The organism is Bacillus sp. SM2101 (assembly GCF_018588585.1).
GTDB lineage: Bacteria > Bacillota > Bacilli > Bacillales > SM2101 > Nanhaiella > Nanhaiella sioensis.
In genome coordinates, this window is sequence record NZ_JAEUFG010000043.1 from 13,396 (window position 1) to 29,240 (window position 15,845).

15 protein-coding genes are annotated in these 15,845 nt (G+C 32.1%); 6 read left to right on the plus strand and 9 right to left on the minus strand.

Annotated features, from left to right (window positions below):
- Window positions 1-515 precede the first annotated feature (515 nt).
- Complete coding sequence (locus tag JM172_RS22805; RefSeq protein ID WP_214484670.1) at window positions 516-1,562, minus strand: YncE family protein; 1,047 nt, start codon at window positions 1,560-1,562, stop codon at window positions 516-518.
- Window positions 1,563-1,941: 379 nt separating this feature from the next.
- On the opposite strand from JM172_RS22805, the gene JM172_RS22810 reads away from it, so the two are divergent.
- Entirely contained in the window at window positions 1,942-2,586 is a 645-nt protein-coding gene (locus JM172_RS22810) for a hypothetical protein (RefSeq protein ID WP_214484671.1), read from the plus strand.
- A gap of 677 nt (window positions 2,587-3,263) precedes the next feature.
- Complete coding sequence (locus JM172_RS22815; RefSeq protein ID WP_214484672.1) at window positions 3,264-3,599, plus strand: hypothetical protein; 336 nt, start codon at window positions 3,264-3,266, stop codon at window positions 3,597-3,599.
- 373 nt (window positions 3,600-3,972) lie between these two features.
- On the opposite strand, the gene JM172_RS22820 is transcribed toward JM172_RS22815, so the two are convergent.
- Window positions 3,973-4,290 carry a DUF3221 domain-containing protein gene (locus JM172_RS22820; protein WP_214484673.1) on the minus strand — a complete coding sequence of 106 codons (318 nt, stop codon included), beginning with the start codon at window positions 4,288-4,290 and terminating at the stop codon, window positions 3,973-3,975.
- Window positions 4,291-5,713: 1,423 nt separating this feature from the next.
- Between JM172_RS22820 and JM172_RS22825 the strand changes: the two genes are divergently transcribed.
- Complete coding sequence (locus tag JM172_RS22825; RefSeq protein ID WP_214484675.1) at window positions 5,714-5,908, plus strand: hypothetical protein; 195 nt, start codon at window positions 5,714-5,716, stop codon at window positions 5,906-5,908.
- An 88-nt stretch (window positions 5,909-5,996) separates the two neighbouring features.
- On the opposite strand, the gene JM172_RS22830 is transcribed toward JM172_RS22825, so the two are convergent.
- The 3 genes from JM172_RS22830 to JM172_RS22840 form a co-directional block, all read right to left on the minus strand.
- Window positions 5,997-6,587, minus strand: a complete 591-nt coding sequence (locus JM172_RS22830) for an alpha/beta hydrolase (protein ID WP_250886851.1) — start codon at window positions 6,585-6,587, stop codon at window positions 5,997-5,999.
- Between the two features lie 501 nt (window positions 6,588-7,088).
- Window positions 7,089-7,589 (minus strand): YehS family protein, encoded by a 501-nt coding sequence (locus JM172_RS22835; protein ID WP_214484679.1) that lies wholly within the window; start codon window positions 7,587-7,589, stop codon window positions 7,089-7,091.
- A 167-nt stretch (window positions 7,590-7,756) separates the two neighbouring features.
- The gene (locus tag JM172_RS22840; protein ID WP_214484680.1) at window positions 7,757-8,842 is read right to left on the minus strand and encodes an alpha/beta hydrolase family protein; all 1,086 of its coding nucleotides are present in this window, start codon (window positions 8,840-8,842) and stop codon (window positions 7,757-7,759) included.
- Window positions 8,843-9,473: 631 nt separating this feature from the next.
- On the opposite strand from JM172_RS22840, the gene JM172_RS22845 reads away from it, so the two are divergent.
- Entirely contained in the window at window positions 9,474-10,484 is a 1,011-nt protein-coding gene (locus tag JM172_RS22845; RefSeq protein ID WP_214484682.1) for a cytochrome D1 domain-containing protein, read from the plus strand.
- 129 nt (window positions 10,485-10,613) lie between these two features.
- Here JM172_RS22845 and JM172_RS22850 read toward each other — a convergent pair whose 3' ends face one another.
- The 4 genes from JM172_RS22850 to JM172_RS22860 all read right to left on the minus strand — a co-directional run bounded on the left by JM172_RS22850 (window position 10,614) and on the right by JM172_RS22860 (window position 12,760).
- The gene (locus tag JM172_RS22850; protein ID WP_214484683.1) at window positions 10,614-11,150 is read right to left on the minus strand and encodes a hypothetical protein; all 537 of its coding nucleotides are present in this window, start codon (window positions 11,148-11,150) and stop codon (window positions 10,614-10,616) included.
- A 354-nt stretch (window positions 11,151-11,504) separates the two neighbouring features.
- Complete coding sequence (locus JM172_RS22855) at window positions 11,505-11,741, minus strand: hypothetical protein (protein WP_214484684.1); 237 nt, start codon at window positions 11,739-11,741, stop codon at window positions 11,505-11,507.
- Between the two features lie 121 nt (window positions 11,742-11,862).
- Window positions 11,863-11,940 (minus strand): Vmc-like lipoprotein signal peptide domain-containing protein, encoded by a 78-nt coding sequence (locus JM172_RS25545; RefSeq protein ID WP_352224075.1) that lies wholly within the window; start codon window positions 11,938-11,940, stop codon window positions 11,863-11,865.
- A 187-nt stretch (window positions 11,941-12,127) separates the two neighbouring features.
- A complete protein-coding gene (locus tag JM172_RS22860; protein ID WP_483297275.1) occupies window positions 12,128-12,760 on the minus strand; it encodes a DEAD/DEAH box helicase family protein in 633 nt (210 codons plus the stop codon).
- Window positions 12,761-13,313: 553 nt separating this feature from the next.
- Here JM172_RS22860 and JM172_RS22865 point away from each other — a divergent pair.
- Together JM172_RS22865 and JM172_RS22870 are read left to right on the plus strand one after the other, a co-directional pair.
- Window positions 13,314-13,868 (plus strand): sigma-70 family RNA polymerase sigma factor, encoded by a 555-nt coding sequence (locus tag JM172_RS22865; RefSeq protein ID WP_250886853.1) that lies wholly within the window; start codon window positions 13,314-13,316, stop codon window positions 13,866-13,868.
- Window positions 13,858-15,180, plus strand: coding sequence for a DUF4179 domain-containing protein (locus tag JM172_RS22870; protein WP_214484685.1), 1,323 nt, complete (start codon window positions 13,858-13,860; stop codon window positions 15,178-15,180). The genes JM172_RS22865 and JM172_RS22870 overlap by 11 nt, the downstream gene beginning before the upstream one ends.
- Window positions 15,181-15,845 lie beyond the last annotated feature (665 nt).

The window sequence follows — 15,845 nt, forward strand, 5'->3', positions numbered from 1 at the left end:
CATCAAAATTGCCTTTACTCCTAATTAAACATATTTTTCTTGATTTTCCTTAATTATGACTCCCACACATAGTCTCAATGTAATACCCACATCGGACGCTGGACCAAGTAACTATAGTGGATCTCTAGTTACTAATCTTACATGGGTAGATGGTTGTTCTATATAGAAACCTTTATAGACAAAGGACCAGCACAAACCTTTATTATCCAAGCCCCCGACGATCTTTCTCTTATGATAAAACCCGTTCCCTAACGCTTCTGTATTCACTCAGCAAACTTAAACTTTGTTAGTAACCACAATACAAAATAAGACTTATAAGTAAAAATCATTCACGGCTTCATCTGTAAAAGTCTTAGCTAATTCTTATATACCGTGTTGGCTGCTAATAACTACTTATTAGCACTTTAAAAATCCCCCTCATAAACGGAGGTGGGATTTTATTATTTTTTACTATAGTAGAAGCAAGTTAATTAACTTTGTCTAGATATAAGGATCTTCTATTACCCTCTATTTGTTCATATTATTTTTGTTACACTAGGTGCAACCGTAATACCTACTGGGTTACGCCCCACGGGTACTGTGGCAATTAGTGATTGTGTTTTTGTTTCAATTACTGATACATTTCCACTCCCCAAATTTGCCACATATAGAAATTTCCCGTCTAAAGATAAGGTTATTGCTGCATTATTACCTATATCATTAACGGATATTGTTGCTATAACTGAATGTGTCTTCGTATCAATAACAGAAATTGTATTATCACTAACGTTTGCAACATATAATAATTTTCCATCAGGTGTAATGACCATGTTATCAGGTCTTTCACCAACGTCTACAGTTGTAATGATTTTATGTGATTTGGTGTCAATCACTGAAACAGTTCTGTCCTGCCCGCTTCCTACGTAAACAAACTTTCCATCTGGTGCCACAACCATACCGATATTCACAAACTGCCCTCCAATTGCAATTGTTGTAATTATTGATTGAGTTTTTGTATCGATGACCATTACATTCCTCATGTCTGTTGCAACATATAACATTTTTCCATTTGGAGTAATGACCATATTATTTGCACTATCTCCAATGATAAAATTAGTGGAAATAATGTTATGAGTTTTTGTATCAATAGCAGTCAATCTTTGTTGTCCCCTTGTACTAAGAACATAAGCTACACTTCCATCAGGAGTTATTAATATCACTCTTGGGGCATTTACTATATCCACATTAGCGATCACTGAGTGAGTTTTTGTATCTATAACACAAACAAACTCTTCCATAACACTTGCAACGTACGCTAACTTCCCATCTGGTGAAATCTGTAAATCAGATGAATTGTTTCCAATTAAAGTTGTAGCAATTACACTGTACGTTTTAGTATCTATAATAGAAATCGATCCTGGGGATGTATCATTCATTACATAAGCTAACTTACCATCCGGAGTAAATTGGATTACTCTTGGATCATCACCTACTTCTACTGTAGCAATCACTGAGTGTGTCTTTATATCGATTACTGATACACTTCCCACATCACCTAAATTAGCTACATATACAAAGGACATTTTTTTCTACCACCTTCCAAATTTCTTGTTTAATGAATTCTATGAGTTAACCTCAGGTTTCATTTGTTATTTCTTTATAGAAGCCAGTCCTTTTGTATATATAATTTCGTTCTCATTGAGACGTGATAAAATGAGAATTTTATCTAAATAGCCTCAGTAGCTTAAATAGTTCATCCACGTTTAACATTACACCTCAATTGGTTTTTAACAAAATATGTAATTTTAAGAGAACGCTAGATTCTCAAAGCAAAATATCAATGTAAACGTTTCATCAGAATATTACAAAGGTTTATGATATTTTACATATTTACCAAAATAACCTAAGTTAATATATGTAAACTACAAAATTTGTAGTTCAAAAACTCTTGGAGGGATTATTTTGAAATTATTAACTAGTATCAAGAAAACATTTATTCTAGCAACAGTAATTTTACTATTTTCAAATTTTACAGCAAACCGTTCCTTTGCAGAAACAACTACAGAACCAGAAACTCAAATTAATTTATCCATCTCCATTAATGAAGAACCATCTGAAATCGTACTAGACTGGGAATGTAATACTTTAGATGTTGATCACTATAACGTATATTCAAGTACTGACTCAGATTTCAAACCAGGAGACGCAAACATATTGTTATCTGAAGTTTCAGCAAATGAATTTCTCGATACAAACGGTATTTACGCAAATGAAACTAAATATTATTATGTAGCAGCAATAGACTCAGATGGTAATGAATTGGCGGTGTCTAATATAGCATCAAATACTGCTGATGATTATAATGACTATGGGAATGAAGATATTCAATGGAGTAGAGCAAATCCAAATGCAGGTGCTATATGGTTACTTCAAGATTTTATTTCTGATTATGTAATTATTCATTATACAATCGATGGCCAACAATATGATGAATATATGAGTCACGTGAGTGGTGGCGATTGGATTATGGAGTTTGATGATCTTGGTGCTGTAGAAGATTTTAGCTTTACATATCACATATTCGGTTTTCAATATGATTCTAAGTAATTAGTTATCTTTCTAAAGATCGAGATAGATTTTCTCGATCTTTTTTATTCGATTAATTTCAAGACAGTGACTATGTTATCAAACAAAATAATGTATATCTTTATTACCCAATTAAAACTGAAAACGGTTATATAGGAAATGAATTTAAAGTTAAAGCTGAGGGTAATAAATTAAACATTGAACCAAGTGAAGAAGTAACTTTAAATGTTTTTACCCCATTTTCAGGAATGAGCAATCAAGAATTATTGATTGCTGAACCTTCTCTTGTAATTAAAGGTACATAGAATAAGTTGATGTTTTACATTCTTTCAGTAAAGTTGGTGGCTTTGATTAATACTATAGTCAAATAACGGGGTCAGTGAACTAAAGACGGGAAACCTTATATCAAGGTTCCCCTTTAGTTTATCTAAAAAAATATCAACATTGAAATTTAACAGAGCCTATTAAAAAGCACAATAAAAAAGACACTTGATTGTGTCTTTTTATGTTGTAAATTTATCTGCATATTCGATCCAGGAGGGTTTTCATTTCGAAAGAACTTTAAAAATTCACGGAGACAACCTACTGTTCCAATCATTGAGAGAAATTACTAATTATTTATTCGAGACAAAAATATATAATTATCGTCTAATAGGATAATAAGAAATTCATTGAGGGGGAAATGACATTGAAAAAAAATGGGATTAATTATGTTTTTTTTCCTCTTATTATTTGCTTTATCAGGGTGTGGGAATGACAAAGGAAACAGTATTGGTAAGAAAATTCAAGTGTCAAAGAATGTTAGCATGATAACATTAAAAGGTAACGGTACAGCAGTTTATTCAGAAACCGAAAAACGACTTATTGATAGAGAAATTATTCTTGAAGAAACTGAAGATATTGAAGTGATAATTAAGGCAATCGAAAATTCTACATCTCATTCTGGTCCAATGACTTCTGAAGGTGAAAACTTTAATCTAGTTTTTACAAATGAAGATAATACATCTGAAATACTACACTTGGTTATATTCTGATAGAGCTTCAAGAATTCAGAAAGCCAATGATGAAGGGGTAATTCAAATACTTAACAAGGAAGATGCACAAAACATCTCAAAAATATTGGCTGAAAAGTTACTGTAACAACTTCCGGTACAAATGAAAACATTTTTAAAGCATAAGGGAATTCAATCAAAGAGAATTCCCTTATTTCTTTTATTCTAAATTAACAATATCATTTGTTCTATGGCTATTCGTATTAAGGTGTTGAGAAGAGGGGGTAAATCCTATATATCATAAGAGTATATTAGAGAGGTTTCAGTTAGAAGTAATTATCATCAGGCATCTTAAAGAGGATGTAGAGATTTGGTCACCTACGGTTATTTCTGACCGTCAAATGGTAAAATAGTTTTATTCATTAACTTCAATTTTCCCAATTCTTCCTTGTGGTGGATTACTTTCTAAAACTTCACCATCTATCCAAACTTTAAACTCCTTACCCTTTTCAAAAATGTTTTGATCAACTGATCGTCCATAGCTAAGAATGATCTCTTCAGTGTATCCTTTGTCAAAAAAATTACCTTGTTCAATATCCATTAATATTTTTTTGTCCTCCACTTCTAATATTTTTCCGATAAAATCTGGTTCATCTGAATGTTCTTCGTTATTGTTACAGCCCAACAACAGAACAAATATTGCAAATACCAGAAAAGATATCCTCATTTTCATTGTGGGACCCTCCAATATTAATATTGCTCTAACTCTTTATTTATAATATTTACTGAGGAAAATGAACTCTAGAACTGCCCATTCAAGTTTTATTACCTTTTTTCGGGTTGGATACATAATTACTCTTTTGTTAACTATAATTTCATTTCAAAAAAATCTCTATTCTCATTAATCCAAAAATTCCCTCATACTTTTGTAATAATAATTTTTTTGAGGAAGGTGCTTTGGTTTACTTCTGTTATTGATACAAAAACACATAGTGTGATACCTACTTTACCTGTTGGAGGTGCAAGTGACACCTTATTTTCTCAACCCCTCGCTATCTCTCCTGACGGAAAAGTCGTTTATGTTGTACACGAAAGTAGTTTTAGCCTCTCTGTTTTTTCAATTGATGTAAAAACTCACTCTATTATTGCTACTATTTCACTAGGGGTTTCTCCAGGTGTTAATTTATCTTTCATCACCTTCTCGCCTGTAGGTAAATTTTTGTTTATATGGTTCTCAACGATCGTGAGACTATTACTGTCATTGATGAGAAACTCACTCTGTTATTTCTACTGTATTTATAGGGACACTTCCAGGTGATTTCTCTCCCGATGGTAAAGTCGTTTTATGCTACTTCTGATGGGCCAAATGTTTTGGTTATTGATGAAAACTCATTCTGTTATTGCTAGTATTTCTGTTGGTGTAACTCCTTTCAGATTGGCCTTCACTCCTAATTGCAAAGTTTTGTATGTTCTTGATGAAACTGCTGACACTATATTTATCTTTAATGTCAACACTCACTCTCTAATTGCTTCTACTCTTTTGAAAAAGCCCCTTTATGCATCGCCTTCACCCCTGACAGTAAGCTAGCTTATGTTACATGCATCAATGGTACTGTTCCTGTTATTGATGTAAAAACTCATTCTATAATTGCTAATGTTCCTGTAAGGTTTCCAAAATGTATTGACATCACTCCTGAAAGTAAACTCGCTTATGGAGTAACAGACTAGTAACCTTATTTCAAAATAAGTCTTATAAGTAAAAATCATTCACGGTTTCACCCACAGGGTCTTAGCTAATTCTTATATACCATGTTGATTACTTACCCTGCATATAGAAATTTAAAAATCCCCCTCCTAAAACGGAAAAGGGATTTGATAAGTTTTTATATAGTCTGAGTCAGCAAATTAAGCCAGTTTCTGCAGGTTATAACCTATTAAATATTTAACGTTATTCCACAAACTGTCCCTAAAATGAATAATGGCACATATCTATATTTCAGATATGCGCCATTTTGTGGAAGATCGCTATAGATTGTAGAAGTTGTGATAAAAAAAATTAAACTAATTTTAATTTATTGATGTCAACCCTTTCCTTCTTTATTTATTTCCATTAAAATTAATGTGCAGTAACTCTTTATAGTAATGGAGGGAAATTAATGAAGCAACCTAACCCAATTTCACCAATACTAAATACTATTAAATCAAAAGAAAAGTTTAAGAAAGGTTTATTTATTGCAATAATTGTCACTCTTATTGGATTCTCTTATATATATTTCACAAACTATAATACGAATTGTTCTTGTACTGATATCGAAGAGACTCCAGCAAACCCACAAGATTCACCTAAGTAAATATATCAACAAGAAGCTCCTTTCTCCAAGAAAGCGCCAGATTGTGGAATAATGAAAAGGTATGCTTTTAAATATATCCAGTAAACTATTAGAACTCATCAATATCAGAAATTATATGTTTTAATACTTCAATAGATTTTATTGGTTCTCCATCAAGCTCTAAACTGTGATTTCCACCCTCAACCACTTTTAATATAAGATTTGGATTATTCTTCAATTTTTCAAACCGTTCTACAATGAAGCAACTATCTTTATCTCCAATAATACAAAATCCTTTATTATCACTGTTAACCATTTTGTTAAATACGTCATCTCTTTGCAGTAATGGAGTCAACCATATTACTTTTACATCCTTCAACATTTTATTTTCAAGCAGATAACTCAATGCTATTGTTCCTATTGATTTAGCCACTACATAACAATTACTATATGTCTTGTTCTTGATTGCATTGTCGATTGCAACTTGTACACCTTTTGCGAAATCAATTTCACTTAGATCAGACATTTCTTGACTACTAAATGTATAGTTAATGTGTAATACATCAAAACCTTTAGTGTAAAATAACCCTGTTGTAAAGTGTAACAATGGAGCTTGTGTTGTATAACCTGCCCCTGGTAAGACAATAACTAAATTTTTTGCTTCTTCATTTTGTTCTATTAATCTAAAAGGAATAGTCATCATTTTCTCACTCCATAAGGTTTTATAGTACTTATTCTTGAGTATAAGCAATATTCCTTCTGAAAGTATACTGCCTCTAAAGTTTAAGTACATAGCTTCACAATACGATCTGGCCCTAAGATGTAAAATGACGGTTGATATAGCTAATTCAATTAATTAATCTTTTAGCATGAAACTAATATAATTGAAGAATTAGGGGATTTTGTATAAAGTCTAAAGTCCCTAATTTATGTACAAAATTTAAGTCGAGCTTAAAAGAAAAGACGCGTTTCATTACAGAAATGCGCCATATCGTATTATAAGGTCATCTAGATTGATATTTTATTTAATAAAAAGGAGAAGTGATAAAGTATGGATCCAGTCATTGTCCTGGATGTTGCAAAAGGAGAAAGCTAAGTTCAGGTGTTTTTAGAAAAATATTGCACTACTTATAAAAGAATCAGGTTATACTGGTTGATTAACCTTCGTAATATAAGCTTAGCAAGAAGTATGGTTCAAGTCTTATCCCCTGTATCTTATCGTTAGTCCTTTTAAGAAATTCCGAGCGTACCGATCACCGCACACTTTGTAATTCTTATGGCCTTCTTTACGTAATAGGGCACCTAATTCCCCTTTTGTTATGATCACTCCAGCGTCTTCCAATATCTCGATCATATCCTCACTTGTCAACGAGAGCGCGATTTTCACTTTCTTTAGAAGAAGATTATTCACATGTTCATACGTTAATGCTGGTCGTTCTGGCTGTCCCGGCTTTGGATCTTGCTTTCCTCTTTTAAACGTGATAAAGCCGTTTAAAAAAGACTGAAACATCTCATCATCACATGGTATTTGATCTCCATTGTCATCAAAAACGTCACTATCCTCTGTTTTTGTGAGCACCTTCAGCACTTCTTCTTTTGAGAGATTTATTCCACCAAGCTTGAATATCTCTACCATCTCTATATTCTTGATATCCAGCGCGTATCGTAATCGAATTAAAATATCGTTATTATCTATATTCATTTATAGACCTCCTGAAATTTTTCATGTGTCCATCTCTAAGATTAATCTTATAACAGGGATGTATTTTAAATCGTGACACTGAATCATTAGCTTACCACTTTATGGACTTGTTTTATAGTATGACTTGAATGCAAAAATCTGTTTGTCTAATTACAATCCACTTTGTATTACACTATTTCCCCTTTACAATCGATTAGGTATATATTTGGATTATTCGTTTTACTATTAACCCATTCAGGAAAAGAAGTATCTTTACCATTTAAAAATTGTTCAAAGAAAGCAATAGTTAGTTCATTTATTGTATCGTGAACTACTTTTACTGATTCATCTAGATTATCATTATGGTTAAAAATTACTGGTACATCAGTAAATGACATGTGATCTGAGTCTTTTATCTTAAGAAATAATTTATCCCCTGTTAAAACATCGTATAATAATTGTTGACCATTACTATATGCCTCTGCAATCTCATTACTCCAGACTTGTTTCATTTGCTCATAGGATGATTTTTCTTGTCGAATTGACATGAAGGGTTTATCTATTTTCTTTTCATGAGAGATTAAATGCAAACTGCCATCCAGTATAATTCCTGCTTTAATTCGTACATCTCTTTTAGCCAGCTCATATATTGTTGCTCCGCCCAATGAGTGTCCAATAACTCCAACCCTATTTAAATCAAATCTCCTTCTAAAAAAGGTATCCGTTTCGTTCCACACAGATAAAGAATCTAACAATAAAGAGATATCATCAATTCTTATGTCAATTAGTTGTTTTAGAAACGTAAAATTAGTTGATGGTGAATCTTGGACAATTTTACTCTGATATACTATCTCTTTATTTGGAAACACAGTAAATAAAGTATCACATGTTGATCCCACTGTAACCACAATATAACCCTCTAAGACGAGTCTACTTATATTAAAAAGATACATATCTCTATCAATTCCCATACCAGGAGAATATATAATAACAGGAGAGTTGATATAGTTTTCAGAAATAGGTGCATCATTATAGCAGTTTATAGTTAAATCTCTAAGATGATTTTCCCTTACCCCGATATTCCTAAAGTTTCTTTCTGCTTCCTCATCTTGTGGAGAAAACAAGTCTAAATATACAGGAGTTTTTTCTTCCTTCCACAAGCTATCTACTGGATAGAAAATACTAATCATAAATTTTCTATTTTCTTTTACTTCACTTAGAGATTCTTCCCTATTAAAATCAATAATCTCCTTTATTTTTCTCCCTACTCTCATTATATAACCCCCGTATATATGAATATTAATCAATGTCCATCATTTACAATTACAATTTAACTTGAATTACTGTTAATACAGTAGCTCCGATAATTAATGTGTTTTCATCATTCACCCACGATATGTACACTTTAAATATTATATCTTTTTCCAATCCACACACTTTTCTCCTACTAATTTTACACTATAGAATTAAGGCCGCGGAAAGAAGTACACAAATAAAGACGCTTTTCAGTAACATTTCTGAAAAGCGTCATTTTGTTGAATAACATTAACGATTGATAATTAGTAAACACAACTTAACTTGAGTTTAATAAAATACATCTTATCAATAACTTTTTATGCAAGAAATTTTGGAAACGAATTTTACTTGTATGAAAAGAATTTTGGTAAATCAACAAAGTAAAAAATCATGTATATTCTTTATCATTCACTTTGTAAAAATATAGTTATATCAATGATTGTGAAAATACATCGGTTCATATAGCTCCTATTATGTAAACTAGATTTGAATAATATATACAAGATTATTCATTTTTCGGATATGACACTAATTTGAAATCAAGAATCGCATTTCTCGACTATTCTTCATATATTAAATTTATAATAAATGATGGAGTGGGTGATTTTTATGGGATTGGCTTATGTAGCAAATGTTAATTCCAATAATATATCTGTGATTGATACGAAGACACATGAGGTAATTGCTACTGTACCCGGTCTGACTGAACCAACTGATATAGCCATCACGCCTGATGGAAAATTAGCTTATGTTACGAGTGATAACACTGGAAATATATTTGTTATAGACACCAAAATTCATTCTTTGGTGGCGACAATTGGCACTAACGTACAAACTGCTCAAACAGTTTTTACGCCCGATGGAAAAATCGCTTATGTTGCGAGTAACGGTTTTATCTTTGTCATAGATACAAAAACGCATTCTATTATTGCGACAGTTCCAGATAATCTTGGTTCGGTGATATCTATCACACCCGATGGTGAAATTATCTATTTTGCGAATTCTAATTCTACAATTTCTGTTTTGGATACAAAAACACATAGTGTGATTGCTACTGTGCCTGTGCCTCCTTCTTTCAATCCACGAGTAACTTTTACTCCTAATGGAAAAATCGCTTATGTTGCAAATAACACTGATCCTGGGACTGTTTCTGTCATTGATGTGAAAACTCATTCCGTTATTGCCACTGTGTCTGCTGGGGAGAATCCACGGGTAACTTTTACTCCTAATGGAAAAATCGCTTATGTTGCAAATGATGTTACTCCTGGAACTATTTCCGTCATTGATGTAAAAACTCATTCCGTTACTGCCACTGTGTCTGTTGGAGATGAGTCAGAGGATGTTTTTTTTACACCAGATGGAAGAATTGCTTATGTTACTAACGATATTATCCCTGGGTCTGTTTCCGTCATTGATGTGAAAACGCATGCTGTTATTGCGACTGTATTTGTTGGGAACGAGACAGAAGATATTGCTTTTACACCTGACGGAAAATTAGCTTATGTTGCAAACGACACTGATCCTGGGACTGTTTCTGTCATTGATGTGAAAACTCATTCCCTTATTGCTACTGTGCCTGTTGGGGTTAATCCGGAGGCTGTTGTAATCATACCGAATTAGTTAATACAGAATAGTAAAGTAAATGTGTGATGGTTTTGCTATTATGTAAGCTAGATTTGAACATTGTATTCATGGATATACAAGGAAACTGACGTTATTAATCGTCAGTTTCTGGAAGCCTTCATTTCTCTAAGATAACTGTATTACCCTAAGAGAGGGTTTCATAAAAGATATGGTAGTTCCTGACACTAAAGATACCTCTGTACTAATTGTTTGTCCAGCATTTAAAGATAGTATAGTGGTTCTTGTGATTGTATTTTCTGTAACAACTCCTGGATCTCCCACCATTCCTATACTTGTATCAGATCGTGATACACCGTCTATTGTTAAATCAATTTCAAAATTGTATCCTGAATCATCTGCATCGAATACTATAACTGTAAATGAAATTTCGTAGTCACCAGCATTTTGCACAGTAATAGAGAGAGGGTTAAGTGTAGTACCACTAAAAGGCCCTGGGGTGTCATATGCTCCTCCCAAGGGAGTAATTGGTTGCGCATCCACTCCAGGAAATGGACCTCCATCATCTCTTAAAACTCCGTAAGTTAAAACTCCTGGTGGTCCTGGTGGCCCTTGAAGTCCCATTGGCCCTTGTTTCCCCGGTGACCCCTGTGGTCCTTGTGGTGGTGGTGCAACGACCCTGCATTTACAATCTTTATCTTTCATTAGTAATTGTCACCTCCTATAGTTGTATATACTTTATATTTATGATTCTTTTCTATAGAAGGTTGGACTAACAAGTTTAGCGTGGCAAAAATATGCTTTAGTCTTTGTTAATAAGGGACAAATGGAGCTAAGCTACTTATAATGCAAAGTAGATTGCTGATTATGTCAAATAAAAAGTCCCAATTTTTCATTTATGAAGAACAGCCGACTCATTAATCAATAAGTTTCCTAATAATTTATAATCAAACAGAAAATAATAAATATATTTTAAATTTTCAAAATTCCATTGAAGGATTTACATCGTATTCAAATAACACCTATAATATGACAATTATCTCTATTATGTTTCTTTAATTAATCTATTTCATTAATTAAGTCAAATACCTCTTCAAACTGATTCCATTTGACAGTAACTTGTATAATTTCATTCTCTTGAACTTTTGCACTACCTTTACTAGAATCAGTAAATATTTTCTTGGTTGGTGGTTCAGTAAACGTTTCTCTACTATTAACACCTACAGAAGATGTCTCATATGTGTACTCTAAAGTCTCAATTTGTGAAAACTCATTGGGTCCTCCAATATACTCCAATATGAACTTATCATCTTTTTCATGATCATACGTGAGCTGACCCTTTTCATCTCCCCAGATTTGTGTGCCTGTTGTAACAAATGTTGCTTTCCAATATTCCCTTTCTCCACTAAATGTATATTCATATTATTATTTCTTCTTTAGAACAAGATGTTGATACTGCTATGATCAATATTAATACTACTAATAATTTTTTCAATGTATCCTCCTCATTTTAAATCATCGAAACACTTTATCATTTGTGTTTGCTTAATAGGTAACTATCCTTAACATAGTCCAGATAGCCTTTACTAGCTTCTTGCGCTAGATTGCTGAAGATTGATGTTAAATACAATTACCTAATAATTTAAAAGTGACTTTCTTTTAAAGTACAAAAAGGAAAGAAATTATGCTTTGTTATTTGATAGCCAATTATTAACCTTATCCAGCAATTTTTCTGAATCCTTAATTAATGAAGAAGTAGGTAAATTACCTGCAATTGTATTAATATTTCCTTTTATGCTTTTGGCATCTATTAATTGTACATAATTAGGTGCAAGTTCGTTTAAAGCTTTATAATAACGTTTATGTGGTTCTATAATTTTTATATGATTTTCAAAATTCCCTCTTTTTCTAGTACTATCATTTTCTTTTCGATACCTTATATTTTCTTCGTTAGTGTACAAATAAAAATACTTATTTGGAAATCCTATTCTACCCTCTTTTATTTCCTCAAAGTAAAATTGATAAATAAAATCCAAACTTTGATTAAATATTTTAAAATCAAAGCACCAATTATAACTAATCGGTTGAAATATATCACCATCAAGAATTACAGTATCATATTTTTGAAGTTTTTCTTGAGCTATCATCCAGCGTTCAACTTGTCGTTCTAGATACCATGTTTTTGACTCTTCTTTAGGACGTTCGAATAAAATGTTAACCTCTGGAATTATGTACGTATTAGTTCTTTTTGCAAATTCATTACCAGTAGAAGTTTTTCCTACTGCACTTGCTCCTTCTAAACAAATTAATGACATAATATCCCCCATATTTTTATATCTCATATTTTACGATGCTTACTTTTCAGAAAAAAAATGAACAACTTCTACAATACATAAATGTTCAACTCTTGCCCTATTTTTGAAGATCATTGCTTAAAACGATTTGCACCCGTTCTCTCAATACACAAGCGAAAGATGTGTAATTTACTTTCTTATCTACACAATATCTAATTAATTACATTCTTGCGCCATATTGTTGAATTACTAGGTGAATGTAACATGTTGTACATTTAGTTTGATAATTCTCTCATTTTTTTATCTTATGAACATCCCCCTATCAAACACAATCTATCTTATGTTTACTAAATTTATTTCGCCTTTTTTATAACCACAAGCTTCTTCAAAACTACAATACCCTTACTATATTGAGAAAGGTAGTTTAGTATGGATACTTGTAAATCATTTTTTTTTATTTCTATTTCTCCACTTTGCTATATGGAACGGAAAAACAAGAAGAAAAAATTAATTGGGATAAGGGAACGGGAGTACAACTATATTCGTCTAACTAGTGATAAGGGAGGGAAAAGGCTTGAATAAAGAAAAAGGAAGGTTGGAAAAAGAGTCCAACCAACAAATTTTAGTTGATTTAATGAAAAATCATGGTGATATGGTATTGCGTGTGGCGTTTACATATGTAAAGGACAAGCAGTTAGCTGAAGATCTCTCACAAGAAGTCTTTATTCGTTGCTATCAATCTATACATCATTTCGAAAATCGTTCTTCTTATAAGACTTGGATATACAGGATTACAGTTAATTGTTGTAAGGATTATGTAAAAAGCTGGTCATTTCGTAATATTATTCCTCGTTCAGTAGTGAAGAGAGATAATGAACAATATCTAGACTCTGTGATTTCTCAAATTGTTAATAATGAAGACGATGAAATTCTATTTAATTATGTTTTAAAGCTCTCGGTAAAATTACGTGAAGTAATTATTTTTTATTATTATGAAGATTTATCAATACATGAGATCGCAAACATTTTAGATGTTAGCGAGAACACGATTAAAAGCAGATTGTTTCGCGCTCGTAAAAGCTTGCAAAACTATATAGAGGGAGAAGGAGGAATGATTCTTGAAAGATAAATGGAGTTATCCAGAAAAGGTCAATCAGATGAGGTTTAAGGATGTCAATCAACAGATGGTGTTGAATCAATTAGATGTTAACCCTAAAAATGGGCTTTATAAAGCACAAAAAAGAAAGAAAGTAAGGAGAAGGTTTTATATTTCTACGGTAGTATCTAGTTTAATTATATTGATTTTCATAAGTTCTATTCGAATCTCACCAACATTTGCGATGTATGTTACTAACATACCAGGTCTCTCAAAAGTCGTACAAATAATTAATAATGATAAAGGGATCAAGGCAGCCATAAATAATAACTATATTCAAACAATAGGGGCCTATGATGAAAATAATGGAGATATTTTCACTATTGAACATGCTATTTTAGATGAGAAAAAACTTATCCTTTTTTATACAATTGAATGTAAAGAGAATAATAAACCTCATTATATAGAGTATCCTGAATTATATAGTATTAATGGAGAAAAAATTGATCTTGTATTAAGCGAATGGAATAGGCCCTTAAATAATAATTTAATAAGAATTGATTTAAGTCTGAATGAAGAGTTACCGGAGAATTTAATCTTAAAAGTCCCTTTTCAGTCTAATGAAAATCAAAGTATAGCTAGATATAAATATGAAATCCCTTTTTCAATTAATAAAAAACTATTTTCAGCTGTAGAACAAACTATTAAAATTAATAAGACAATTGATATAGATGGACAACGTGTATATTTCAATTATTTAACTATAAACCCAACACACTCAGAATTAAAAGTAAGTTTTGATGACAAAAATAATAAAGAGATACTAGGCTTTGAAAATTTACGTCTCACTGATCAGGATGGAAATAATTGGTTTAACAATAAGAGTGGACCAATGTCCTACAATATGATTAATAATGGTATTATTAGGTTTGAAAGTAGTTACTTTTATAAACTGGAAGAATTATATATTGAATTCTCAGGAATTCGAGCAGTTGATAAGGACTCGTTAGATGTTGTAATTGACTTAGAAAACGAGACAATTATAAAGGCACCTGATGATAAACTATCATTACAATCCGTATCCGGAAGTTATAAAAAAGGAAAAGATCCTGTTTCGCTTGAATTCAAAATGATACCTTATTCTGATGCCAAAGTAACGGATCTAAATGTAGAATTTTATGATGCAGACGGTCAACATTATCTCTCATCTGGTCAATCAGGTAAGGGTAGAGATGGTACTTGGAGAATAGATCTAAATCCAGGGGATTATATTAGCCCCCTAACATTTAAGCTTGCGGATTATCCAATTCGTATAAACAAAGATGTTCGTTTAAAAATAAAGTAAGTTATATTAGTGAATATCCAGCCACATATTATATGATGAAGAAGAATGAAAAACAAAAAGTTCCCTTAGTGTTTTTCAATTATTTTGAATAATTTATAAAACTCGAATAAATACTAGCTAACAGGATATCATCTTTTAGCTGTTTAAAGAAAAGAATGGGCGTACCATATAATTATCATTTAATTGCATTCGAATAAAAATAATAAGGTATCCTTAAAATTCGCGCCATAGCACCTATCACCATTCTTATTGAGATAGGTGCTTTTGAAGGTGCTAGAAAGATAGATGGTGCATCACAATTTAACGTTTATTCAACTAGGGTAACTTATGTTGGCTTAGTGTTAGCAATAGCTATATCTGAATTCAGAGGACAGATTAAGTAACTTTTTTCTAATAAATACATTAGATTGGTGTCAAAATGCTGCCGGTAGTCCTATAACATTTCATAACAAACAGATAATGTTAGATCATCGCGCCATATCGTAATATAAGGTTAGCCAGTTTTTTCTGGTTGACCTTTTTTCATGAGGTCTTATGATAGCGGTAGTCGGGGTAGAACGCAGCGCCAGTGGGACTTGATCTCGTCAACAAAACTGTTCGCCCCCTACTTGTATAAACATGTTTTTGGCTGGTTGGGACATAGATCCCGTTTAACAAGCGAACCT

Bases quoted from the DNA above. Each gene is read 5' to 3' on its own strand.
- JM172_RS22845 (WP_214484682.1), top strand. From the start codon at position 9,474: ATGGGATTGGCTTATGTAGCAAATGTTAATTCCAATAATATATCTGTG.
- JM172_RS22860 (WP_483297275.1), bottom strand. From the start codon at position 12,760: ATGTCATTAATTTGTTTAGAAGGAGCAAGTGCAGTAGGAAAAACTTCT.
- JM172_RS22835 (WP_214484679.1), bottom strand. From the start codon at position 7,589: ATGAATATAGATAATAACGATATTTTAATTCGATTACGATACGCGCTG.
- JM172_RS22830 (WP_250886851.1), bottom strand. From the start codon at position 6,587: ATGACTATTCCTTTTAGATTAATAGAACAAAATGAAGAAGCAAAAAAT.
- JM172_RS22815 (WP_214484672.1), top strand. From the start codon at position 3,264: ATGGGATTAATTATGTTTTTTTTCCTCTTATTATTTGCTTTATCAGGG.
- JM172_RS22850 (WP_214484683.1), bottom strand. From the start codon at position 11,150: ATGAAAGATAAAGATTGTAAATGCAGGGTCGTTGCACCACCACCACAA.
- JM172_RS22805 (WP_214484670.1), bottom strand. From the start codon at position 1,562: ATGTCCTTTGTATATGTAGCTAATTTAGGTGATGTGGGAAGTGTATCA.
- JM172_RS22825 (WP_214484675.1), top strand. From the start codon at position 5,714: ATGAAGCAACCTAACCCAATTTCACCAATACTAAATACTATTAAATCA.
- JM172_RS22820 (WP_214484673.1), bottom strand. From the start codon at position 4,290: ATGAAAATGAGGATATCTTTTCTGGTATTTGCAATATTTGTTCTGTTG.
- JM172_RS22840 (WP_214484680.1), bottom strand. From the start codon at position 8,842: ATGAGAGTAGGGAGAAAAATAAAGGAGATTATTGATTTTAATAGGGAA.